Origin of the sequence: Cryobacterium sp. MDB1-18-1 (assembly GCF_004402735.1) — a bacterium.
Lineage (GTDB): Bacteria > Actinomycetota > Actinomycetes > Actinomycetales > Microbacteriaceae > Cryobacterium > Cryobacterium glucosi.
Window position 1 is genome coordinate 1 of the sequence record NZ_SOFR01000010.1, and the last position, 21,502, is coordinate 21,502.

Below are 21,502 nucleotides of genomic sequence, written 5' to 3' on the forward strand. Positions count from 1 at the left end.
GATCAGGTCCGTCGTCACCGGGACACCCGCCCCGGCCAAATCCTCCGTCTCCGGGGTGATCAGCCCGGCCGCAGAGGCGACCAGGGCCCGCTCCGCCGTCAACAGGTCATCCGGGGCCACCCGGTGACTGATCACCTGTAGCCCGGCCACGATCAACTCCGCCGTCTCCACCCCGATCTGCCCCGCCGTCAGGGCGGCCCCGACGGTGGGGAACAAGGGCGGTAACCAGCTGCTCCCGCCGCACGGCCGCGGCAACACCGCGTCGCCGAGCTTGACGCGCCGCTTCACTTCCCGGGCCGACACCCGTGTCACCCGGGTGAGTACATCCCACGGGCCCGTGCAGCCCATCCGCCAGGCCAGACCTTCGCGGCCGAGGACCCGGGCCCGCCGGTCCACATCCGTCGCCGTGCTCACCCGGGCCGCGTCAACCGTCCGACCGATCGCCTCCACCGTGCTCAGCGCCGTCACAGCTTCTGTGTCACTGAGCAGCCCCACCGGGATCGCCGCCAGGGCATCGGCGAGAACCGCCTGCGCCTCGGCGAGCCGGGCGACAGCATCCGCATGCACCGACGGCACCGAACCGGCCAGACCCTCCGCGCCCTCGAAACCCTCGGCAACCGCAACCGGATGGGCCGACTCCGCCGATGGGGCCAGCTGGTCGCCCGCTGCGGTGGGCTGGTGCCCCGCAGCCCCGGAACCGGGTGACTGCGGGGTGTGTGACTGGGGATCGGAAGCTCCTGCCATACCCCGATTCTACCCCGAATCGAACACGAATGCGAGACTTACTCACATAATTTTGGGCTGTCCAGCCCAGCTTTCATACCTGAAAACGAGTACTCCGACCCCGTGGTGGCTAACTCAGGAGATCCGCCCGGGCGAGCAGCACCGGCCCGCGGACCAGTGCTGCCGATCCCGCCCGGCCCAAACAATCTCCTGAATTTGCAACCACCGCTGCCCGAATCTCCTGGGGCTACTGAGTGAGGCCCAGCGTCTCGCGCAGGGTCGCGCCGGCTTCATACTCGGTGCGGTAGACGCCGCGCTCCTGAAGCTCCGGGATGACCCGGTCGACGAACTCGTCGAGGCCCGTCGGATTCGTGTGGCCGACGATGACGAAGCCGTCTGAAGCTTCCTCCTGAACGTGCCGGTTGATCTGCTCGGCGACGTGCACCGGCGTGCCGACGAAGGTGTGCTTCGCGGCGAAGCGGATGACCAGGTCGCGGATGCTCAGCCCTTCGGCCTCAGCAAGGCCGCGCCAGGACTTCGCGACCGCAACCGGGTCCGCGACATGGCGCACCCGGCCGCGGGTGACGCCCTCGTCGGCGAGGACGGGGTCGGTCTCCGGCAGTGGGCCATCCGGGTCGTAGCCGCCCAGGTCGGTGCCCCAGAGCTGCTCGAGGAACGAGATCGCGGTCTGCGGGCTCACCTGCAGGAGCGCTACTTCGCGGGAGCGTTCCCGCGCTTCGGCCGCGGTGTCGCCGAGAATGAAGGTCGCCGCCGGCAGAATCTTGAGGGAGTCGGGGTGGCGGCCGACGGCCGGAAGGCGGCCCTTCACATCGCGGAAGAACCGCTGGCCGTCCTCGAATTCGGAGTGCAGGGAGAAGATCACTTCCGCGTTCGCCGACGCGAAGTCACGGCCGTCGGCAGAGTCTCCGGCCTGCACGATCACCGGGTGGCCCTGTGGGCTGCGCGGGAGGGTACCGAAGCCCTTCACGTCGAACTGCTGGCCGTGGTGGTCGACCGCCGTGAGCGCATCGGCGGAGAGGAACTCCCCCGTGTCCTTGTTCGCGGCGAGGGCCCCGGGCGCCCAGCCATCCCACAGTGCGCGCGCGACGGCGACGAACTCCTCGGCGCGCACGTAGCGGTCCTTCGGGTCGAGGAAGCCGCCGCGACGGAAGTTCTCGCCGTGGAAGGCGTCGGAGGTCGTGACGATGTTCCAGCCGGCCCGCCCCCCGCTCAGCAGGTCGAGACTCGCGAGCTGCCTGGCGAGTTCGTACGGTTCGTTGAAGGTCGAGCTGAGGGTGCCGACGAGGCCGATGTGTTCGGTCACGGCGGCGATCCCGGCCAGGATCGCGAGGGTGTTGGGTCGACCCACGACGTCGAGGTCATGGATGAGCCCCTTCTGTTCCCGCAGCCTGAGCCCCTCGGCGAGGAAGAGGAAGTCGAACTTGCCGCGCTCGGCATTCTGCGCGAAGTGCCGGAAGGACGAGAACGCGATCTGGCTCTCGGCCTTGCCGTCGCTCCAGACCGAGGTGTTGTTCACCCCGGGGAAGTGCGCGGCGAGGTGCACCTGCCGAATCGGACGCCCGGCGGCATCCTGGGGGATCGGGTGGACGGTCGTGCTGGCGGTCGTGGTCATCAGCGGATGCTTCCGGTCAGGTCGAGTTCGAAGGTGGAGTCTGCGGCGGGGTCGCCTTCGGTGTCTGCCGTAGCGGTGCCGCGAGCGTCGGCGTCGGCAGGGGTCGCGTAGCGGCTCTCCGGGCGACCGAATCCGAGCCGGGCGCGGAGCGTGGCCACCCCGTCGGGCCGGTCGAGGACACCCGCGGAACGCAGTAGCGGAACGACGCTCTCGGTGATCGCCGAGAGGTCTTCCGGAAGCCGTGCCGGGCGCAGCCGAACGCCGTCGATGCCGAGCTTGTGCCAGTGCAGGAGCTGGGTGGCGACGGCTTCGGCGGTGTCGGCGAGGATGAGCGTGTCGGAGGTCCAGGGTTCCCCGTGGGTGGCGTTGAGCCGGGCAAGGGTCGCCTGGGCCGCATCCGCCGTCTCCGCGATCAGGACCGAGATCTCGGTCCAGACCCGCAGGGGTTCGTCTGCCCCGCGCGACACGTCGTGGGCCGCCGTCTCGAGCTGCCCAAGGATGGCCTCGAGGTGCGCGTCGTCGTGCGGGGTAACGCCGACGATGTCGGCGCCGGCCACGGCGAGTTCGTACGGGACCTTCTGGTGGGCGAGCGCGTAGACGAACGGCTGGCCCTGCGGCGGGCGCGGGGTGATCGAGGGCCCCTTGACGGTGAACCGGTCGCCCTCGAAGTCGATGTAGTGCAGCTTGTCGCGGTCGACGAACCGGCCCGTCTCCACATCGCGGATCACGGCGTCGTCCTCCCAGCTGTCCCAGAGCCGCCGGGCGACCTCGACGGTGTCGCGCGCCTCGCCGAAGAGGTCCTCGATCAGGGCGGTCTGGGCCGGGTCTGCGCCCAGGACGACGAGGGCTGGGTCGAGGGCGGGCAGCGTGCGGCGTCCGACGTGCGCGGCCTCATGGGCACGCCCGGAGACCTGCACGCGCCAGCCGGCCCGGCCTTCGCTCACGTAGTCGAGGGTCTGCACCCCCGTTGCCACGTGGAACGGTTCCGTGTGCGTCGTGGTGATCGTCGGCACGAGGCCGATCGTGCTCGTGTGCGGCGCAATCGATGTCGCGAGCAGAAGCGCGTCGAGTCGACCGCGCACCTCGTCGCGGCGGGGGTCGATTCCGCCGAAGCCCGAGCTCTGGAGGCCGAAGGAATCCTCGATCGTGACCAGGTCGATGCCGGCAGCCTCGGCGGCACGCACGAGGGCGACCCAGTAGTCGAGGTGGAACAGGTCTGCGGGGCGGGCGTCCGGCTCGCGCCAGGCCGACGGGTGCCAGCCGGCGCCGTCGAGTGCGATTCCCAGGTACAGCGACGATGTCATCGGGAGTGTCCTTTTCTCTGCGCGAGACACGGTCGTCTGCGCGGACACCCACGATATGCACGGCACTGTTCCGCCAGGCCGCAGGCAGGTCACACAAAGTCATGCGTGAAACCTGCGGTAACAATTGTTAGATGCCGAGGAGTTTTGCCTTCGCCGCCGAGAACTCCGCGTCGGTGATCACGCCGGCCGTCTTGAGGGTCGCGAGCCGTTCGATCTGGGCGGACAGGCTGTCGTCGGCGGCGGCCGCCGGTTGCGGCGCCTGCACATACTCCTGCGGTGGTGGAGCGTACTGCGGCTGTTGCGGTTGTTGCTGGGCTGCCTGCTGGTCTGCTGCGGATTGGGCCCTGGCCTGTTGCCGACGGCTCACTCCGCCGGAAACTGCGGTCGCCGTGCCTGCGATGACCGCGGTGCGTGCCATCGTCCCCATCAGGCCGGGTCGCCCACCTCGACGCATCATGGTGTTCCTTTCGTCGTGTTCCGAAATGTGTTGCGTGGTCTGTTGGGGTCAGTCGGTGTCGACCCCGGGTTCTTCCAGCGCCATCAGCACCTCGTCGACGACGGATTCGGGCACGTGCACGTCTTCGAGAAGGACTCCTCCGGAGTCCAGGATCGCATCGCGCAGCGGCCTGAACCAGGTGTGTTCGAAGACCAGGATGGCCGCCGAGCTGTTGTTCTCGAGGTCCGTCGACAGCTCGTCAACATCGTCGTCGGAGAGTCGGCACGGTCTCTCCTCGCTCGTCGTCACGACCTCGTCATCGAGACGCTCCATCAGGACACTGGGGACACTAATCCCGTCCGATGCGGGCATCAAGGTGCCCGCGAAAGGAGACCTTTCCGGCGGACTCTGGTCGCGCTATGGTCGGGCTGCCGGCGAGATAGCCCGGCACTGGAGCGGATCTCGTGCTCGGTTCGCCCTGCCTGCTCCACCCGGCCTGGAACCGCAAGAACCCCTGGCATCGCAAGAACACAGAAGAGCACCTGAGGCAAGGAGCAGTTCATGTTTGCGAATTTCTGGGACGTCGTGTGGTTCTTCTTTTGGAGTTTCGCGTTCATCGCGTATCTCATGGTGTTGTTCTCGATCGTCGGCGACATTTTCCGGGATCACAAGCTCACCGGTTTGGCCAAGGCCGTCTGGCTGATCTTCCTCGTTTTCGTTCCCTTCCTGACGGCCCTGGTCTACCTGATCGCCCGCGGCCCGGACATGGCAAGACGACAGGCGGAACGCGTGCAGCAGGCGCAGGCATATACGGATGACTACGTGAGGTCCGTCGCCTCGTCCGCCAGCCCCTCCGCGGAAATCGCGAAGGCGAAAGAACTCTTCGACAGCGGCTCGATCACGGCCACGGAGTTCGAGGCGCTCAAGGCCAAGGCGCTCAGGTAGCGCGCTGCGAAGGGCGTGCGCCTCCAGCGCTTCCGGTAGCGGCTTCTAGACTGGGCAGATGGACGCCTCGAGCCTCGTGAATGCACCACCGATTTTGACCCTCACCATCAATCCCGCCCTCGACGTCAGCACCTCGACGGCCCATGTGACCGGGGAGCACAAGCTCCGGTGCGGGAGCACGCGCATCGACCCGGGGGGCGGCGGCGTGAACGTGGCCAGGGTCATCCGTCGCCTCGGCGGCACCGCGCTGTCCCTGTATGCGGCAGGCGGGCCAACGGGAGAGGCCTATCGCCAGCTCATCGCAGCGGAAGGACTCCCCACCGTTCTGGTGCCGATCAAGGAAAGCACGCGCCAGAGCTTCACCGTCGACGAAACCGATACCGGCAAGCAGTTCCGCTTCGTGCTCCAGGGACCCGAGCTGTCCGAGGCCGAGTGGACCACGTGCCTCGACACCCTCGCCGCGTCGATGCCCCGCGGCGGATATGTCATCGCGAGCGGCAGCCTGCCCCCGGGAGTCCCCGACGACTTCTACGCACGGGTCGCCCGCCTGGCCAGAACCAATGGAGCGCGGTGCATCGTGGATGCCTCCGGTCCGGCCCTCAGCGGAGCGCTCGCGGAAGGGGTCTTCCTGGTCAAGCCCAGCCTCCGCGAACTCGAGGCTCACGCCGGCGTGAAGCTCGAGACTCCGGAGAGCCAGGCGGAGGCCGCGTCGGCGCTCGTCGCCAGCGGCGCAGCAGAGTACGTGGCGCTCACCCTCGGCGGAGAGGGCGCCCTGCTTGCATCGAAGACCGGGGTCATCCGCTCTGAGGTTCCGAAGGTGACCGTGATCAGCACCGTCGGGGCCGGCGACAGCTTTCTCGGCGCCTTCGTGCTGCGCCTCGCCCAGGGCAGAACCGTCGAGGAGGCCTTCCGTGCGGGAGTCGCCGCCGGGAGCGCCACGGCCTCGACACCCGCAACCGAACTGTGCCACCGCGAGGACGTCGAACGGCTCGAGGCCGAGCTCGCCGCGCGGGCCTGAGCCGGCGCGGCGGCCGACGGCCTACGCGAAGAAGATCGGGTCGAACTCGCGGAGAGTGTTGCCGTTCTTGGGCGCTTCCGTCAGGAACACGTTGAAGCCGTATGGCAACGGCGCGTCGTCGTCGTCGATGAACCACAGGTCGGTGACGCGGTAGGCCACGCCACCGGTGTAGATCCCGTCGCCGATTTCCGGAAGAGTGTCGCCATCGGCGATCTCGAGGAATTCCTTGTTCGGAAGCACATAGGTGGTCGGTACAGTCTGTTCTTCATCCATGGTTCGAGCTTACCGGGACCGGATTTGGGGACGACAGCGGGGTGATGTACGAGTAGCCGGTGCTGGTGTTCTTGGTCATCGAGAGCACGAGTTCCATGTGCGGTTCGAGGGCGGTGACCTTGTCGAGCGGCGACCCCACGATGAGCTGGAAGCCGAGTCCCTTCCACGCGGCCACAGCACGGCCGGCGAACTCGGAGTCCGACTTCACGAAACCCTCGTCGAGGAAGACCGGTGCGAACCGCGGGCGGGTGCGGCTCTCGTCGCCGAGCTGGAAGCGCAGCGCGGCCCCGACGACGAACGCCACGAGTTCCTGGGACTCTCCACCGCTCTTGCCGCCGAGCGAGGAGTATGTGCTCACCTCGACGCCGTCGGGCGTCGACCGTACCGCGGTGATCTCCACGTGCTTGCGCACGTCGAGGAGCAGGTCCCGCTGCGACTCCGTGCGCGTCCCTGGTTCCGGCCGGCGAATCTGGGCCATGAAATTGTGGAGACGGGTGAACCGGGCCTCGGTTTCCTCGTCGGTGAAGTCCTCGGTCGCTCCGGACGCGAGTACCTTGAGCTCCTTGCGGAACGCGGTGGCGTCGTCGCGGTGCAGGCGGCGCAGTGCGATCTTCAGTCGATCGCGGCCGGCCCCGAACGGCAGGGTTGCAAGGATCTCGTTGATCGGTCTGAGCCGGTCCTCGATCTCCTCGATGGCAGTGTTGAACGCCGCAGTGAGAGGCACGAGGTCTTGTCCGCTCCACGCCGACAGCCGTCGCTTCCATTCCTGGCGCCGCTCGTGCAGGCCGAGCGTGTAGACGGCGTCGAGGATGTCCCGGTAGCTCGTGTACGACTCGAGCGAGGTGCCGATGTTCGGGTCTGGCCACCGGCCCTGGAACGTCTCGAAGATGCGGACCAGTGAATCCCGGGCGCTCGTGGCGTTCTCCCTGTCGTGCGCGGACTGCTCGGTGAGGCGCTCGCGCAGCCGTCGGACGCCGCCCTCGAGTGCGGCGAGGTCGCCCTGGTCTCCGACGAGGGCGAACTGGTCGGTCAGGTGCGCGAAGTGCTCCTCGGAGAGGGTGGCCGCCTGGTCACGTTCGATCCGGTCGAGCATGCCGGAGACGGCGTCCTGACGGTCGACGATCCGCGCCTGTTCGGCGGCAAGACGCTCGGCGGTCCCATCGGCCGCGTGTTTGAGCTTCTGGGCGGCCTCGAGTTCGGAGGAGAAGCGTCCTTCCTCGGCTTTGAGGGCGCGGAGGATGTCGCTGCCCGCGAGGACGCGCTCCGATTCGGCTTCCTTCTCGGCGATCCTGGCCTCGGCGCCGGCCACATCGATCGACAGCCAGGTGGTGTCCACGACGTACTGGTGGGCGCTTCGCCTGCTGCGGAGGTCGGCGATGCGGTTCCCCACTTCGGCGGCGTCACGGGAGAGTGCCTCGGCCGCGCCGGCCAGTTCGGCGCGTTCGGCCACGATCTCGGCGAGTCGACCGGCGTTCGAGAAGCCGACGATCGGCGCCTGGCCCTTGTTCCAGCCGTGTGCCCCGCGCTTGCCGTTTCGGGTCTGGCCGCTCGGGGTGACCCGCGGGCCGTCGCCGGCCAGGTCGGTGGCCTCGGCCACGCAGAGCGCGTCGAGGCTCGGTGCGCTGACCCGGTCCTGGACCCAGCCGCTGAAGGGTGAATCCTGATAGACGAGCTTGCCGGACACGTAGCGGGGGTCGCCGGTACGAGGTCGGTGCGCCCGGAGTGCGACGCCCTCGAAGTGGATGCGCACCGGGATCTGAATCGGTTCGATGGCCGCGCTGAGGGCGCGCAACCGCGTCTCGTCGACGAGCATGACGCGCACGACGGACGACAGGGTGACTTCGGCGGCCTGGCGCCAGGATTCCTCGCCGGCGGCGAGGTCGACGAGTTCGGCGACGAAGGGCAACTCGTCCGCGGGGATCCCCGCGGCCTCCGCGATCATCATCCGGGCATTGTGCAGGTGCTGGGGAATCAGGTTCTCGCGGCCCGCGAGGAAGTCGTGCTCCTGGCCCAGGGTCCTGAGCTGTTCCTCGACGGGGAAGGCGTTCCGTTGCAGGGTCGTGCGCTCGGCCTCGAGGTCACGCTCGGCCCCGGAAAACCCGGCGAGGAAGCGTTCCGCGTCGTTCTGCGCGAGGGTGAATTCGGCCGGCGAGACGATCGCCGGGGCGAGGACGGCGGTGCGGTCGTCGAACTTCGCACGCTCAGCCGCTACGTCGTCGCGCTGGTCCCGGAGCTGGCCGATCTCGTTCTGCAGGCTGACGAGGACGTCGCCGCCGTTGTCACGCTGCTGGTGCTGCACCTCGGCGACGCGGGACTTGAGCTCGGTCTCGGCGTTCCTGGCCCGGGTGAGCTCGACCTGGTTGTCCCGGCGGCGGATGCGATTGGTGTCTGCGGCACCCTCGAGCAGTCCCTGCTCGGTGAGGAGCTGCCAGAGCACGAACGGGGTGTCGCCGGTGCGATGGACCCCGAAGGTGTCGATCAGGTCGGCCTTCTCCGCAGCTGTCTCGTACTCCCGGTGCAGGTCGGGAATTCGTTCGAGGACCTTCGCCTTCTGGGCCTCGGTCAGCATGGCCCCGTAGGACCTCTCGAGGTCCTCGAAATGATCGACGGCCTTGTCTGCCGCCGCATAGGTGGCCGGCTCTTCGAGGACCATCGACTTGTAGAGCCCGTCGACCGTCTTGACCTGCTGTCCGGCCTGGATCCGCGCGAGGAGCCGCAGCGCCTTGCCGCCCTCGCCGTTGGCGCCGATTCCGAGCCGGGTGTAGAGGGTCTGGGCGAATGCCGCGTAGGTGTCGAAGACATCCAGTTCGGGGAACCGGGTCCGGAGCGCCCGCTTGTCGAAGCGCGCCTCGGTGACGTCGGCGAGGTCACGCAGGTCGAGGAGGCCGTCCTGGGTGGCCATCTTCATGGTGATGTCGGCGAATTTGGTCGCGCCCCGTGGCACGAAATAGGCGCGCAGCACCGTGAACCGGCGGCCGTTGTCGTCGACGAAGGTCATCGCGACCGCGCCCCAGGTCGCGTCGTGCGCGCCGCGGAGGACCTGGTCCTGCATCTCCCCTGTGCCGGCCTCACGGTTGGAGTCGGTCTTGCCCCTGAGGTAGGTCATCAGGTTGCGCTGGTCGAGGCTCCGTGCCCTGCCGGACCCCGCGTCGTTGGACGCACCGTTGAACGGTGTGTCCGAGGGCATCATCAGCGCGAGGTAGGCGTCGAGGAGGCTGCTCTTGCCGGTTCCGGATGCCCCGGAGAGCAGGGTCGCCGAGGGGGCGAAGGTGATCTCGTGGTGGCCCTGGAAGCCGCCCCAGTTGACCATCTGGAACAGTTCGGCGCGCCACTGCGTCGTGCCCTCAGTGGATCCGTCGATGTAGAAGAGTGGGGAATCGCTCATGAGATCGCCTCCAGTTCGGGGTCGCGGTCGCCCGGATCAAGCGCACCCTTGTCGGGGAGCCCGGGTGCGGGCACGACCGCGGCGGGCGCACCGGCTGCGTTCTGCTCGACGAGCCATTCGTGCAGTTCGGCGAGCCGTTCGAGCGGAAGCAGAACTTCGATCACGGCCGAGATGCGGAATCGGTCCGGATCGCTCGTCTTGAGCAGCACCCGCGCCTTGGCGAGGCTGTCGACGGCGGCGCTCGCCTTGCGGGCGTCGCCGTACCGGTCCATCGAGAACTCGGGGCGGAAGTGCGCCACATTCTCCACGAGATTGTCGCGGTCGACGAGCACGATGTCCTGGCCGTTTGCGCGTTCGCTGCGGAACCGCTGGCGCAGCAGCACGAGCAGGATCGTTTCCTCGCGCGTGTATGCGACGTCGTGCAGAAGGGTCGGGAACCGGTCTCCCGCCTCCGAGACGGCCTGCCGTTTGAACGCGACCTGGTAGTGCAGGTCGATGTGCAGGTCGAGGAACATGTCGTTGAGGCGCGACTTGAGCAGCCGCTGCGAGTCGAGCAGGGTGCGCCATTCCGCGGGCTGAAGCGCTGCTGACACGTAGCGGTGCTTCATCAGGAGCACCAGGGTACGGCGCTGTTCCACAGTGAGGCCGCCCTCGTCGCCCTCGAAGAGGGAGAAGCTCGCGGGCTCGTCGTCGATGGCGGCGTCGATCCCTGCGCCGGCGTCACCGTCCAGGCCGTCGTCGTCGCGGTCGAGGTCGTCGCGGCCGTCCTGGTCGTCCTGGTCGTCTGTCCACTCGTCAGTCATGATCGGATCCATAGTTCAGGGCGGCCAGGGCCGCCGTTTCGTGGTCGTTCAGGATGATGCGGGGAACCGAGAAAGTGCGCCGGCTGCCGTCGGGCCGCACGGTCTCGAAGCTCTCGACCTGGTGCGCGCGGCCGAGCGCGTCGACCTGGGTCGCGATCTGCAGCATGCCGAGAATCTCGACCGGGCGCCGCAACGCCGGTTCGAGGCCGTTGAACGCCGCACCGACGGATGCCGCGTCTCCCGTTCCGCGGAACGTCACGAGGGCGTCACGCATCCGTTCGAGCATCGGGCCGCCCTGCCTGCGCATGTCGTCGAGGCTCGGCGGTTCGGGGGCATACTCGGACACGTCCTCGAGGTCCGGCGGCGGCCTGTGGTTCAGCGGATCGTAGAACCGTTCGCGGAGGTGCTCGACGTCGAGAATGCCGGGCATGAGTTCTGCCGTGACCGTCGACCGGGGTCCGGCGGTCTCCATCCAGACCGCGAGTTCCTTGTTGATCTCCCGCAGGAGGCGCTCGAGTTCGCGGTCCTTGACGACGTCGTGGTTCACAATGTGCTCGCGGAGAGTGGTCGTGAGGCCGTTCCGCTGGGTCAGCACGTCGTCGATGCCCTTGCGGATCAGCCCGACGGTGCCGAGGAAGGTGCGTCGCTCCGCGGTGGTCAGCCGGGCGGCGAAGGGATGGTCGAGGATCGCTTCGAGGTCGTTCTTGACATCGGAGAGGAGTGCGTCGTCGCGCAGCAGCGTGAAGGCGCCCTCGAAGGCGCGGCCTTCCGCGGTCGCCGACATCAGGGCATCGGTCTTGGCGAGGTATTCGTCGAGGACCTCGCCGATCGGGCGTTCCTCGCCGCGGAAGTCGCTCACGATCTGGCGGTGCATGGCCGCCACGGATTCCTCGACGCGTTTGAAGTCACTCGGCAGCTGCATGATCAGGTCGACGAGGTTCGCATAGCCTTCGTGCATCTGTTCGTCGGTCGCGGTGGCGATCTCGCCGCCGCCCTGGAGTCGGTCGCGCTCCGCGGTCTTCTCGGCGATCTCCTGGTCGAGACGGCGGATCCGCGCTTCCCGGTCGGGGGTGGCCTGGGTGGCGCGGTGGCGGACGCTGTCGACGATGGTCGTGAGGCGGGACTCGCTGATCAGGGCGCGGTCCTGGGAGAGGCTGTCGACGAGGAGGAGTGCCTCGAGGGCGTGCGAGGTGAGGGAGTACTGCTCCTCACCGCCCTCCCCGGTCTCGCGGTAGAGCCAGAGGTCATTCATCCACTGGACGCAGAGGGCGCGGCCGTTCTTGCCCGGCACCTCGCTCCCGACGGACCGGAGGTCGGCGAGGTAGGCGTCGACCTGCGAGTGCAGGCGGTCGGCCTGGACGCTCCGCCGGTCACGGCTGAACGCCGACTTGAAGACGGCGAGGACAAACGGCGCCCACTTGCGATCGAGCAAGCGCAGGGTGGGTTTGTCGAAGGCTTCGCGCACGCGCGCCAGTTCACCCGCAATTTCGCTCACAGTGGTAGTTCCCTTCCCGGACCCCTTCAACCGTAACGGGCGCGAGATTCGATTCTGTCCAGGGTCCGGTCGCACGGGCTGGCGCTGGGCAGGAACGGGACGGGCACGGGGGCCGGTCAGGAGCTTAGGTTCGAGCCGCCCCAGTGCTCTCCCGGGCGCCCGCGCCTGCGGAGGCGCACCGTCAGGTGCAGCTCGTTCCGGTGCGCGAGGATCAGGGCGATGACCACCGCGGCGAGCGCGGGCACGAGGCCGGACACGAGCATCCCGGTGTCCGGGCCGAAGGACTCGACGATCCAGCCCATCAGGGGCCCTCCGATCGCCTGGCCGCCGAGCAGCACGAGCACCCAGACCGACATGACCCGCCCGCGCACCCGCACGTTGGACGACATCTGCACGAGTGGGTTGCCCGCGGTGAAGAAGAACTGGTTCGCGATGCCCGTGACGATGAGGGCGGCCCCGAAGCTGATCTCGGTGGGCATCAGGCCGGAACTCGCCTGGATCAGGGCCCAGACTCCGCCGCTGACGATGACCGTCCGCAAGCGGATGTTGGCCCGACGTGTCGAGGCGAGCGCACCCGCGACCGCGCCGACGGCGATCAGGGTGTTGAACAGGCCGTAGCCGCCTGCGCCCACCTTGTAGACGTGGTCGGCGTATGCGGCCAGGAGCACGGGCATGTTGAGGGAGAAGACGGAGAGGAAGGCGAGCATCACGATCGGCCAGAGGATGGTCGGCTTCGAGACGACATAGCGCAGGCCCTCGATGAGCTGCCCCTTCTGCCGCGGAGCCGTCGGGGTGCGGTACAGCGCGGAGGCGTCGAGCCTGGTCAGGGCGAGGACGGTCAGCAGGCACGCGGCGGCGTTGATGCCGAAGGACCAGCCGGACCCGACCGCGACGATCAGGGCACCGCTGATGGCCGGCCCGATCAGCGCGCCGAGCTGGAAGACCGTCGAGTTCACCGTGATCGCGTTGCGGAGGTAGCGCGGGCCGACGATCTCGTTCACGAAGACCTGACGGGTGGGGTTGTCGATCACGGTGACGAGCCCGACCAGAAAGGCGATCGCCCAGACCTGCCAGACCTGCACGGTGTTGGTGAGGGTGAGCACCGCGAGGACAGCGCTGAGCAGGGCGGCCGCTGACTGGGTGAGCATGAGCAGCATCCGCTTCGAATAACGGTCGACGATCACGCCGCCGAAGAGGCCGAAGGCGAGCATCGGAGCGAACTGCATCGTGACGGTCACCCCGACGGCCGCGACGCTGCCGGTCAGTTGCAGCACGAGCCAGTCCTGGGCGATGCGCTGCATCCAGGTGCCGGTCATGGCCACCGCGTTGGACGCCGTGAACAGGCGGAAGTTCGGAACGCTCAGGGAGTCGAGGGTCTGGCGCCACGGGCGGGGGCCTTCGTTCACCGGAATGGGAGTGGTGGGCGGGAAAAGATCCGCGGGTGAAGTCAAGAAATGCCCTGCGTCTACCCACGATCGAAAATCGATCGGGTCTGCTCCACGCTACGCTCCCCAGCGACGCCCGCGCTCCACGACCGGTCGCGCCCGCGCCGAATGCACGGTCAGGCGGGGAGCAGCCCGCTTGCGTCGACGAGGAGAGCCGCCGCCTTGTCCCAGAGCAGGGAGTGTCCACGTTCACACGCCCCGTCGAGCTGGGTGCCGCTGAGCGCGCGGAACAACGGCTCGTCCCGGCGGATGAAGCCGATCACCTGGTCGCGGAACCGGATCTCCTGCAGGCTGTCATCCTCGCACCGCACGACGACGAGGCGAATCGTCCTGATCGCGTCGTCCCGGGAAATCAGGCGAAGCGACAGGGAGGCGACAGCTGGCGTGCGGCGGCGGGTGGTTTGGACTGCGGGGTGCGACATCGGATCTCCGGCTCTCACGACGGTCGGCCGGGGCTACCGGTGACCCCGGGCAGCTCATGGAACCTCTCGACTCGTGGCTGACATTAACGCCACCGCCTGCCGGAATCGGATAGTCCCCTTTTAGGAGGACCCTCCCATGCGAAGAATCCAAGGCGCCGGGATCGGTCAGACGGTCACGCCGTTCATGGCTCCGGCGGTCAGCTCGACCGAGCGCAGCCGAGCCTCGATGTCCCGCGAGGCGTGCGCGATGATCAGTTCGTCGGCGTGGGTCGAGGCGACGAAGTCGTCGAGGAAGACCCGCACGTCTGCGGGATCGCCGACGGCCGAGTAGCGCATCATATTCGCGATCTGACGCCCTTCCGCAGTGATGAGGAAGGCGTCGACCTGCTGGTCGGTGTACTCCGGCGACGCCGGACCGCGCGTGAGCATGCCGCGCACCCGGTTCCGCCGGGTCTCCTCGAACTGTCGGACGGCATCCGCCCGGTCGTCTGCGGCGATCACGTTCACACCGACGATCACGTGCGGCTCGGCGAGCTGCGCCGAGGGCCTGAAGTCGCGCCGGTACAGGGCGATGGCCTTGTGCAGGGCGTCCGGCGCGAAGTGGGAGGCGAAGGCGTACGGCAGGCCGAGCGCCGCGGCCAGGCCTGCTCCGAAGAGCGAGGAGCCGAGGATGTAGAGCGGCACGTTGGTGCCGGCACCGGGGATGGCCTGCACCCCCGGCACGATCGACTCGCCGCGCAGGTAGGCCTGGAGCTCCATCACGTCCTGGGGGAACTGGTCGGAGGCGCGGGGGTCGCGACGCATCGCCCGCGCGGTAGTCTGGTCGCTGCCCGGGGCGCGGCCGAGGCCCAGGTCGATCCGCCCAGGGTAGAGCTCGGCGAGGGTGCCGAACTGTTCGGCGATGGTGAGCGGAGAGTGGTTGGGCAGCATCACGCCGCCGGAGCCGAGCCGGATGGTCGACGTCTGGCCCGCGACATGGCCGACGAGGACGCTCGTGGCCGAGGACGCGATCGTCGGCATGTTGTGGTGTTCGGCGTACCAGACACGGGTATAGCCGTGCTTCTCGGCGGTCTGCGCAAGGCGGACGCTTCCCGCGAAGCTCTCCCTGGCAGTCTGCCCGGGTGCGATCGGAGCGAGGTCAAGAATGGACAGGGCAACAGTCATACCGTGGACAACCACGCACGGGTGCGAAACGTTACCCGTGCCATCGTGCAGACTTGCATAATGCCGAAATCTCCCCTGGCCGTCGAGCCCAGAACACTCAACACGGATGTCGCGCCGCGCCATTCGGCGGTCGAGGACGTTCTCGGAATCCTCACCGGCACCCTCCTCGCGTCGTTCGGGCTGTTCCTGCTCAAGGCGAGCGCGGCGGTGACCGGCGGCACGGCGGGACTCGCGCTCCTGCTGAGCTACGCGGCTCCCGTGCCGTTCGGTGTGTTCTTCTTCGCGATCAACGTGCCGTTCTTCGCCCTCGCTCTCTGGAAGAAGGGCTGGAACTTCACGCTGCGCACCGTCATCGCGGTCGCGCTCGTCTCCGCGTTCTCGTCCCTGCACCCGTACGCCCTCGGGATCGAGCACCTCAATCCGGTCTACGGCGTGTTGTTCGGCAACCTCGTGATCGGGGTGGGGCTGATCGTGTTGTTCCGCCACAAGGCCAGCCTGGGTGGGTTCAACATCCTCGCCCTGCTCCTGCAGGAGCGCCTCGGCTGGCGTGCCGGGTATGTGCAGATGGTGTTCGACGTGACCGTCGTCGTCGCCGCGATCACGGTCGTCGCACCGCTGAACGTCGCCCTCTCGGCGGCGGGCGCGATCGTGCTCAACCTCGTGCTCGCGCTCAACCACCGGCCGGGACGCTACCTCGGCACCTGAGCCGCGGCATCCGCTGCGGGCGGTCTCGGGCTTGCCGGGCCACTCGGGCCACTCTGCGAGGCGCGGCTCTATTCGCCTTCGCCCGTGGCCTGCTCCGGCTCGCCGATCGTGCGCACGACCCTGGCCGGGTTGCCGACGGCGATGACCCCGGCCGGCACGTCCTTGGTCACGACGGACCCGGCACCGATCACGCTGCCGTCACCGATCGTGACCCCGGGGCGTACGACGACGTTGCCGCCGAGCCAGACGTCGTTGCCGATGTGGATGGGCAGAACGCGCTCGTAGCCCGCGCGGCGCTCGTCGACGTCGAGAGCATGGATCGGCGTGTAGAGGCGGGCGCTCGGCCCGATCAGCACGTTGTTCCCGATCGTGATCTCGCCGCCGCCCAGGGTGAGGAAGTCCCCGTTGATGAAGGTGTCCCTGCCGATGTGCAGGCGGGATCCGTAGTCGAGGTACATCGGCGGCCGGAAGTCGAGGTTCTCCCCCGCCGTGCCGAGCATGCCCGTCAGCAGCGCGTATGCGGCCTCCCTGTCCTCGTCGTAGAGGGCCGTGATCCGACGGCAGGTGCGCTGGGTGCTGTTCGTCATTTCGGCGAGCTCGGGGCCGGACCGGTAGCGGTACCAGTCCCCCGCGACCATCTTGTCGAATTCGGAGCGGTCGGGATCGGGGGTCGGTCGTTCGGTGAGGTCCACGTGGACAATCCTAAACCGCATCCCGGGTATTTGTTTGCGATAACAACAAACGGGTGGCGGGTACGATCCCTCTCAGAGCAGCGGCAGCACCTGCTCGCGCACCTGCCTGCGCAGGATCTTGCCGAGCATCGACCGCGGCATGTCGTCGATCTGCACGATGCGGCGCGGGATCTTGTATGCGGCGAGCAGTTCACGGCAGTGCGCGCGCAGGGCCTCCTGGTCGAGCGTCGCGCCGGGTTCGAGCTCCACGGCTGCGACGACCATCTCCCCGCCGCGCTCGAGCGGCTTGCCGAAGACCGCGGCGTCCTTTATGGACGCGTGCAGCCGCAGCGCCGTCTCCACCTCGGTGGGTGAGACGTTGAACCCGCCGGTGATGACGAGCTCCTTGGCCCGGTCGACGATTGTCGTGAAGCCGTCGGCGTCCACGGTGACGATATCGCCGGTGCGCAGCCAGCCGCCCGGCAAGAGCGCCTTCTTGGTTTCGTCCGGGTTGTTCCAGTACCCCTGAAAGACCTGAGGGCCCTTGAGCAACAGCTCCCCCGGCTGCCCCTGGGCTACTTCCATGCTCGGGTCGTCCAGGTCGACGACCTTCATCAGGGTCGAGGGGAACGGCACCCCGATCGTGCCGGGACGGCGGGTGGAGTAGAACGGGTTGCCGAGGGCGACCGGGGAGGATTCGGTCATCCCATAGCCCTCGACAAGAAGGCCGCCGGAGACCGATTCCCAGAGCTCCACGACGTGCGCGGGCAGGTTCATCGCGCCGGAGATGCAGTATTTGCAGGAGCGCAGCGAGACGCCCTGTTCCTGCGCGGCCCGGGCGGTGCGCTCGTAGATGGGCGGAACGGCGCAGTAGACGGTCGCGGGCGACTTCTTCATCGCGGCGAGGATCAGCCCGGGCTCGAACTTCGGGAACAGCACGAGCAGCGCCTGCTTGCGGATGCCGTAAGTCAGGTAGAGCGTCATGCCGAAGGCGTGGAACATCGGCAGGATCGCGTAGAAGATCTCCTTGCGATACTCGGCTCCGTGCATCCACGCCTCGCCCTGGAGCGCGTTCGAATACAGGTTGAAGTGGGTGAGCATCGCACCCTTGGGACGGCCCGTGGTGCCGGAGGTGTACTGGATGGCGGCAAGGTCGTCGACCGACGGATGCGGGTGCTCCGGGTCGATGCGACCGTGCGTGAGTAGTTCCTTCCAGGCGATCGTGCCGGGCGCGGAACCAGTGAGGGCCTCGCGGGACTCCCGCAGGCTCTTGACCGGCAGGTACAGGGCCAGGCGCTTGATCGTCGGGAACGCCATCAGTAGGTTGACAGAGACGATGTGGTCGATCTCGATGTCGGCAGGGAAGGCGCGGATCGCCGCGACCGTCTTGTCCCAGGCGATCACGATGCGGGCCTGGTGGTCCTCGAACTGGTGGCGGAGTTCCCGCGAGGTGTAGAGCGGGTTGTGCTCGACCACGACCGCGCCGAGGCGCAGCACCGCGTAGAACGCGACGACGTGCTGGGGGCAGTTCGGCAGCAGGAGCGCGACCCGGTCTCCGGCGCGGACGCCGAGGTGCCGGAGGCCCTCCGCCGCGCGGTCGATCTGCTCACCGAGCTCGGTGTAGGTCGTCCGCCGTCCGAAGAACTCGAGGGCCGGGTGGGTGCCTGCATCGGCGACGGACCGTTCGAGCATGGCGACGAGCGACTCCGTCGGAAGGTCGATTTCGGCCGGAACCCCCGGTTGGTAGTTCTTTACCCAGGGCTGTTGCTCAGTGTTGGCCATGCTCCCATCCTCCCGCGAACGGCTCCCCGGCCGCGCGCGACACGGCACGAGCTCGTGCAGGGCCCGCCGCCGCTACCGAAACGGCGGTAGCGGGCGGCCGAAACGGGCGCGGCGGCGGCGAAGCCTGAGCCTGAGTCGACTACTCCCCGAGCACCTGCACGCGGTGCCGGTACTCCTCGGCGTCGAGTTCGCCGCGTGCGAAACGTTCGTCCAGAAGGAGTCGTGCCGCGCTGCGTCCGGTCGAGACCGGCCCGGAAGGGACGTTGCCCTGCGGCCCTTCCGCACGGGTCCCGCTCACGCTGCTGAAGACCCGGATGGTCACGATGGTGAGCAGGACTACGCCCAGGATCAGGACCAGCCCGACCGGCCACACCCACCACATGAATCCCATGCCGTACCCGTTGCCCCACATCATGCTGTTCTCCTTCGTTATACCGTCACGCTACTCGCCATACCCATGGGGGTACGAGGGGCAGCGGCCGGCAGGGTCAGTCCGCGGAAACCGCGGAGGCGGAGGCTGTTGCTCACCACGAAGACCGAGGACAGCGCCATTGCGGCGCCGGCGATCAGGGGGTTGAGCAGGCCGAGCATGGCGAGCGGGATCGCGGCCACGTTGTAGGCGAAGGCCCAGAACAGGTTCGCCTTGATCGTGGCGAGCGTGCGCCGGGACAGCCGGATGGCATCCGCTGCCGCGACGAGGTCGCTCCGGATGAGGGTGAGGTCGCTCGCCTCGATCGCGACGTCGGTGCCGGTGCCCATGGCGATGCCGAGGTCGGCGGTGGCGAGCGCGACGGCGTCGTTCACGCCGTCGCCGACCATGGCAACGACCCGTCCCTCGGCTTGCAGGGCGCGGATGACCTCGGCCTTTTCGGCGGGGAGCACGCCGGCGCGCACGTCGTCGATGCCGACGAGGGTGCCTACGTTCCGGGCGACGGTGTCGTTGTCCCCTGTCAGGAGCACCGGGGTGAGGCCGAGGCGGCGGAATTCGGCGATTGCGGCGGCGCTCGTGTCCTTGACGGCGTCGGCGACGGTGAGGATGCCGCGGGCCACTCCGTCCCAGGCCACGGCGACCGGGGTCTCGCCTCTGTCCTCGCCAGCGGCGAGCGCCGCCTCGAGGTCGGGCGTGAAGACGATGCCCCACTGCTCGGTGAGCCAACGCGGCCGGCCGACGGCGACGAGGCGACCGTCGACGACGGCCTGCACTCCGAGGCCGTCCGCGGAGGCGAACGATTCGGCGGCCGGGAGGGTACCGACCCGTTCCCTCGCCCCGGTCACGATGGACTTCGCGATCGGATGCTCGGACCCGGCCTCTGCGGCCCCGGCGAACCGGAGCAGTTCGGCGGCCTCGAGCCCTGAGGCGGGGACGGCCTGAACCAGGGACATCCGCCCGGTGGTCACGGTGCCGGTCTTGTCGAGCACGATGGTGTCGACGCGCCGGGTGGATTCGAGCACCTGCGGGCCCTTGATCAGGATGCCGAGCTGTGCGCCGCGGCCGGTGCCGACCAGCAGTGCCGTCGGTGTGGCCAGCCCGAGCGCGCAGGGGCAGGCGATGATGAGTGTCGCGACGGCGGCGGTGAAGGCGACGACGGGGGTTGCACCGACCAGAAGCCAGACCGCGAGGGTCGCGAGGGAGAGACCGAGGACGATCGGCACGAACACCCCGGAGACCCGGTCGGCGAGGCGCTGCACGTCGGCCTTTCCGGTCTGGGCCTGCTCGACGAGGCGCCCGAGCTGGGCGAGTTCGGTGTCGGCGCCGATCCGGGTGGCCCGGACCACGAGCCGTCCGCCCGAGTTGAGGGTCGCCCCGACGACGACGGCGCCCGGACTGACTTCGACCGGCACGGCTTCGCCGGTGAGCATACTCGCGTCGATGGCGGACACGCCCTCGACCACGACGCCATCCGTGGAGATCTTCTCGCCGGGCCGCACCACGAACTGGTCGCCGACGACGAGGGATGATGTGGGCACGATGACCTCGACGCCGTCACGGAGCACGGCGGTCTCCTTGGCGCCCAGTTCGAGGAGGGCGGTGAGCGCCGCCCCGGACTGCTTCTTCGCGCGCGCCTCGAAGTACCGGCCCGCGAGGAGGAAGACCGTGACCGCGGATGCGACCTCGAGGTAGATCTCGTTCGCTCCGCCGCCGGCCTGGGCGGTGAGGCTGAACGTCATCCGCATGCCCGGCATGCCGGCTGTGCCGAAGAAGAGCGCGTAGAGCGACCAGCCGAGTGAGGCGATGATGCCCATGCTGATCAGGGTGTCCATGGTCGTCGCGCCGTGCCGGAGGTTCATCCACATGGCGCGGTGGAAGGGCCAGGCGCCCCAGACGGCGACGGGCGCCGCGAGGGTCAGGGCGAGCCACTGCCAGTTGGTGAACTGCAGGGCGGGAATCATCGACATCGCGGCGACGGGGATCGCGAGCGCCGTCGACACGAGGAGGCGGTGACGCAGGCTCGCCACCTCGAGCTCCTGCGCCGTGGGAGCGGGTGCGCTGCCAGAGGTCCCGGCGGTCGGCTCCGGCGGGCGCGGGCGCTCTGCGGTATATCCGGTGTCCTCGATCACGGCGATGGCCTGGTCGACGGTGGTGCCCTCTGGCAGGGAGACGCTCGCCTTTTCGGTGGCGTAGTTGACGGATGCCTCGACTCCCGGCATCCGGTTCAGCTTCTTCTCGATGCGGGTCGCGCAGGAGGCACACGTCATCCCGCCCACGAGAAGGTCGACGCGTTCGGTGGTCATCGTGACTCAGCGACCAGTTCGTAACCCGCTTCGTCGACGGCGGCTGCGACGGCAGCACGGTCGACAGGGGCGCCGGTTACCGTCAGGACGGACGTGCCGCCCGGAACGAGGGTGATCGCGACGTTCTCGGGGCCGGCGAGCTTGCCGACCTCCTTCGTCACGGCCGCTACACAGTGCGCGCAGGTCATCCCCGTCACCTGGTATTCGCTGATGCCGAGGTCGTTTTCCGTCTGTCCGATCATGGAATGCACTTCTTTCTGGTTCCTTGTAGTGAATGGGTGAGCCGTGGCTCAGGACCGCACGAGCCGTGCGATGGCGTCGAAGGCCTCTTTGACCTTGGCGTCGGCCTCGTCGCCGCCCTTGACGGCGGCCTCGACCACGCAGTGGCTGAGGTGGTCGTTGAGCAGGCCGAGAGCGACCGCCTGCAGGGCGCTCGTCATCGCCGACACCTGGGTGAGGATGTCGATGCAGTACTTGTCGTCTGCGACCATGCCCTGCAGACCGCGGGCCTGGCCCTCGATCCGGCGGAGCCGTTTCAGGTAGGCGTCCTTGTTGGACATGTAGC

The 21,502-nt window shown here is 68.4% G+C and carries 21 protein-coding genes; 3 read left to right on the forward strand and 18 right to left on the reverse strand.

Annotated features, from left to right (window positions below; translation table 11 throughout):
* The 5 genes from E3O50_RS01695 to E3O50_RS01715 form a co-directional block, all read right to left on the reverse strand.
* Positions 1–744: DUF222 domain-containing protein (locus E3O50_RS01695; RefSeq protein WP_134564541.1), on the reverse strand; the 744-nt coding region annotated here is incomplete at its 3' end.
* Between the two features lie 226 nt (positions 745–970).
* Positions 971–2,356 (reverse strand): NtaA/DmoA family FMN-dependent monooxygenase, encoded by a 1,386-nt coding sequence (locus E3O50_RS01700; protein ID WP_134450264.1) that lies wholly within the window; start codon positions 2,354–2,356, stop codon positions 971–973.
* Positions 2,356–3,660: an LLM class flavin-dependent oxidoreductase gene (locus E3O50_RS01705; RefSeq protein ID WP_134558504.1), complete on the reverse strand. Its 1,305-nt coding sequence runs from the start codon at positions 3,658–3,660 to the stop codon at positions 2,356–2,358. Before E3O50_RS01705 ends, E3O50_RS01700 begins: the two co-directional genes overlap by 1 nt.
* 127 nt (positions 3,661–3,787) lie before the next feature.
* Positions 3,788–4,117 (reverse strand): SHOCT domain-containing protein, encoded by a 330-nt coding sequence (locus tag E3O50_RS01710; RefSeq protein WP_134558505.1) that lies wholly within the window; start codon positions 4,115–4,117, stop codon positions 3,788–3,790.
* Between the two features lie 48 nt (positions 4,118–4,165).
* A complete protein-coding gene (locus tag E3O50_RS01715; RefSeq protein ID WP_134558506.1) occupies positions 4,166–4,429 on the reverse strand; it encodes a hypothetical protein in 264 nt (87 codons plus the stop codon).
* Between the two features lie 228 nt (positions 4,430–4,657).
* On the opposite strand from E3O50_RS01715, the gene E3O50_RS01720 reads away from it, so the two are divergent.
* On the forward strand, positions 4,658–5,041 hold the full coding sequence (locus E3O50_RS01720) for an SHOCT domain-containing protein (RefSeq protein WP_134450260.1): 384 nt from the start codon (positions 4,658–4,660) through the stop codon (positions 5,039–5,041).
* Between the two features lie 58 nt (positions 5,042–5,099).
* Positions 5,100–6,059 (forward strand): 1-phosphofructokinase family hexose kinase, encoded by a 960-nt coding sequence (locus E3O50_RS01725; RefSeq protein ID WP_134450259.1) that lies wholly within the window; start codon positions 5,100–5,102, stop codon positions 6,057–6,059.
* A 21-nt stretch (positions 6,060–6,080) separates the two neighbouring features.
* On the opposite strand, the gene E3O50_RS01730 is transcribed toward E3O50_RS01725, so the two are convergent.
* The 7 genes from E3O50_RS01730 to E3O50_RS01760 form a co-directional block, all read right to left on the reverse strand.
* Positions 6,081–6,332 (reverse strand): hypothetical protein, encoded by a 252-nt coding sequence (locus tag E3O50_RS01730; RefSeq protein ID WP_134450258.1) that lies wholly within the window; start codon positions 6,330–6,332, stop codon positions 6,081–6,083.
* On the reverse strand, positions 6,325–9,717 hold the full coding sequence (locus E3O50_RS01735) for an SbcC/MukB-like Walker B domain-containing protein (RefSeq protein ID WP_134450257.1): 3,393 nt from the start codon (positions 9,715–9,717) through the stop codon (positions 6,325–6,327). The genes E3O50_RS01730 and E3O50_RS01735 overlap by 8 nt, the downstream gene beginning before the upstream one ends.
* Entirely contained in the window at positions 9,714–10,520 is an 807-nt protein-coding gene (locus tag E3O50_RS01740; protein WP_134558507.1) for a DUF4194 domain-containing protein, read from the reverse strand. Before E3O50_RS01740 ends, E3O50_RS01735 begins: the two co-directional genes overlap by 4 nt.
* The gene (locus E3O50_RS01745) at positions 10,513–12,015 is read right to left on the reverse strand and encodes a DUF3375 domain-containing protein (RefSeq protein ID WP_166790616.1); all 1,503 of its coding nucleotides are present in this window, start codon (positions 12,013–12,015) and stop codon (positions 10,513–10,515) included. The genes E3O50_RS01740 and E3O50_RS01745 overlap by 8 nt, the downstream gene beginning before the upstream one ends.
* A 116-nt stretch (positions 12,016–12,131) precedes the next feature.
* Entirely contained in the window at positions 12,132–13,421 is a 1,290-nt protein-coding gene (locus E3O50_RS01750) for an MFS transporter (protein ID WP_241975269.1), read from the reverse strand.
* A gap of 155 nt (positions 13,422–13,576) precedes the next feature.
* Complete coding sequence (locus E3O50_RS01755; RefSeq protein WP_134450254.1) at positions 13,577–13,882, reverse strand: hypothetical protein; 306 nt, start codon at positions 13,880–13,882, stop codon at positions 13,577–13,579.
* Positions 13,883–14,047: 165 nt separating this feature from the next.
* The gene (locus E3O50_RS01760) at positions 14,048–15,046 is read right to left on the reverse strand and encodes an LLM class flavin-dependent oxidoreductase (RefSeq protein ID WP_134558508.1); all 999 of its coding nucleotides are present in this window, start codon (positions 15,044–15,046) and stop codon (positions 14,048–14,050) included.
* A 60-nt stretch (positions 15,047–15,106) separates the two neighbouring features.
* On the opposite strand from E3O50_RS01760, the gene E3O50_RS01765 reads away from it, so the two are divergent.
* Complete coding sequence (locus tag E3O50_RS01765; RefSeq protein ID WP_134450252.1) at positions 15,107–15,751, forward strand: YitT family protein; 645 nt, start codon at positions 15,107–15,109, stop codon at positions 15,749–15,751.
* Between the two features lie 68 nt (positions 15,752–15,819).
* On the opposite strand, the gene E3O50_RS01770 is transcribed toward E3O50_RS01765, so the two are convergent.
* The 6 genes from E3O50_RS01770 to E3O50_RS01795 form a co-directional block, all read right to left on the reverse strand.
* Positions 15,820–16,443, reverse strand: a complete 624-nt coding sequence (locus E3O50_RS01770; protein ID WP_241975270.1) for a sugar O-acetyltransferase — start codon at positions 16,441–16,443, stop codon at positions 15,820–15,822.
* A 72-nt stretch (positions 16,444–16,515) separates the two neighbouring features.
* The gene (locus tag E3O50_RS01775) at positions 16,516–18,204 is read right to left on the reverse strand and encodes a long-chain-fatty-acid--CoA ligase (protein WP_134558509.1); all 1,689 of its coding nucleotides are present in this window, start codon (positions 18,202–18,204) and stop codon (positions 16,516–16,518) included.
* A gap of 139 nt (positions 18,205–18,343) precedes the next feature.
* Entirely contained in the window at positions 18,344–18,619 is a 276-nt protein-coding gene (locus E3O50_RS01780; protein ID WP_241975271.1) for an SHOCT domain-containing protein, read from the reverse strand.
* 14 nt (positions 18,620–18,633) lie between these two features.
* Positions 18,634–20,937, reverse strand: coding sequence for a heavy metal translocating P-type ATPase (locus E3O50_RS01785; protein ID WP_134558510.1), 2,304 nt, complete (start codon positions 20,935–20,937; stop codon positions 18,634–18,636).
* Positions 20,934–21,179 carry a cation transporter gene (locus E3O50_RS01790; protein WP_134450244.1) on the reverse strand — a complete coding sequence of 82 codons (246 nt, stop codon included), beginning with the start codon at positions 21,177–21,179 and terminating at the stop codon, positions 20,934–20,936. The genes E3O50_RS01785 and E3O50_RS01790 overlap by 4 nt, the downstream gene beginning before the upstream one ends.
* A gap of 48 nt (positions 21,180–21,227) precedes the next feature.
* On the reverse strand, positions 21,228–21,497 hold the full coding sequence (locus E3O50_RS01795; protein ID WP_198413411.1) for a metal-sensitive transcriptional regulator: 270 nt from the start codon (positions 21,495–21,497) through the stop codon (positions 21,228–21,230).
* Positions 21,498–21,502 lie beyond the last annotated feature (5 nt).

What these genes read in the sequence shown, in the direction of transcription:
- E3O50_RS01730 (WP_134450258.1), bottom strand. Translation starts at nt 6,332, where the DNA reads ATGGATGAAGAACAGACTGTACCGACCACCTATGTGCTTCCGAACAAG.
- E3O50_RS01785 (WP_134558510.1), bottom strand. Translation starts at nt 20,937, where the DNA reads ATGACCACCGAACGCGTCGACCTTCTCGTGGGCGGGATGACGTGTGCC.
- E3O50_RS01780 (WP_241975271.1), bottom strand. Translation starts at nt 18,619, where the DNA reads ATGATGTGGGGCAACGGGTACGGCATGGGATTCATGTGGTGGGTGTGG.
- E3O50_RS01790 (WP_134450244.1), bottom strand. Translation starts at nt 21,179, where the DNA reads ATGATCGGACAGACGGAAAACGACCTCGGCATCAGCGAATACCAGGTG.
- E3O50_RS01715 (WP_134558506.1), bottom strand. Translation starts at nt 4,429, where the DNA reads ATGGAGCGTCTCGATGACGAGGTCGTGACGACGAGCGAGGAGAGACCG.
- E3O50_RS01725 (WP_134450259.1), top strand. Translation starts at nt 5,100, where the DNA reads ATGGACGCCTCGAGCCTCGTGAATGCACCACCGATTTTGACCCTCACC.
- E3O50_RS01735 (WP_134450257.1), bottom strand. Translation starts at nt 9,717, where the DNA reads ATGAGCGATTCCCCACTCTTCTACATCGACGGATCCACTGAGGGCACG.
- E3O50_RS01765 (WP_134450252.1), top strand. Translation starts at nt 15,107, where the DNA reads ATGCCGAAATCTCCCCTGGCCGTCGAGCCCAGAACACTCAACACGGAT.
- E3O50_RS01775 (WP_134558509.1), bottom strand. Translation starts at nt 18,204, where the DNA reads ATGGCCAACACTGAGCAACAGCCCTGGGTAAAGAACTACCAACCGGGG.
- E3O50_RS01710 (WP_134558505.1), bottom strand. Translation starts at nt 4,117, where the DNA reads ATGATGCGTCGAGGTGGGCGACCCGGCCTGATGGGGACGATGGCACGC.
- E3O50_RS01795 (WP_198413411.1), bottom strand. Translation starts at nt 21,497, where the DNA reads ATGTCCAACAAGGACGCCTACCTGAAACGGCTCCGCCGGATCGAGGGC.
- E3O50_RS01755 (WP_134450254.1), bottom strand. Translation starts at nt 13,882, where the DNA reads ATGTCGCACCCCGCAGTCCAAACCACCCGCCGCCGCACGCCAGCTGTC.
- E3O50_RS01720 (WP_134450260.1), top strand. Translation starts at nt 4,658, where the DNA reads ATGTTTGCGAATTTCTGGGACGTCGTGTGGTTCTTCTTTTGGAGTTTC.
- E3O50_RS01760 (WP_134558508.1), bottom strand. Translation starts at nt 15,046, where the DNA reads ATGACTGTTGCCCTGTCCATTCTTGACCTCGCTCCGATCGCACCCGGG.
- E3O50_RS01705 (WP_134558504.1), bottom strand. Translation starts at nt 3,660, where the DNA reads ATGACATCGTCGCTGTACCTGGGAATCGCACTCGACGGCGCCGGCTGG.
- E3O50_RS01740 (WP_134558507.1), bottom strand. Translation starts at nt 10,520, where the DNA reads ATGACTGACGAGTGGACAGACGACCAGGACGACCAGGACGGCCGCGAC.
- E3O50_RS01700 (WP_134450264.1), bottom strand. Translation starts at nt 2,356, where the DNA reads ATGACCACGACCGCCAGCACGACCGTCCACCCGATCCCCCAGGATGCC.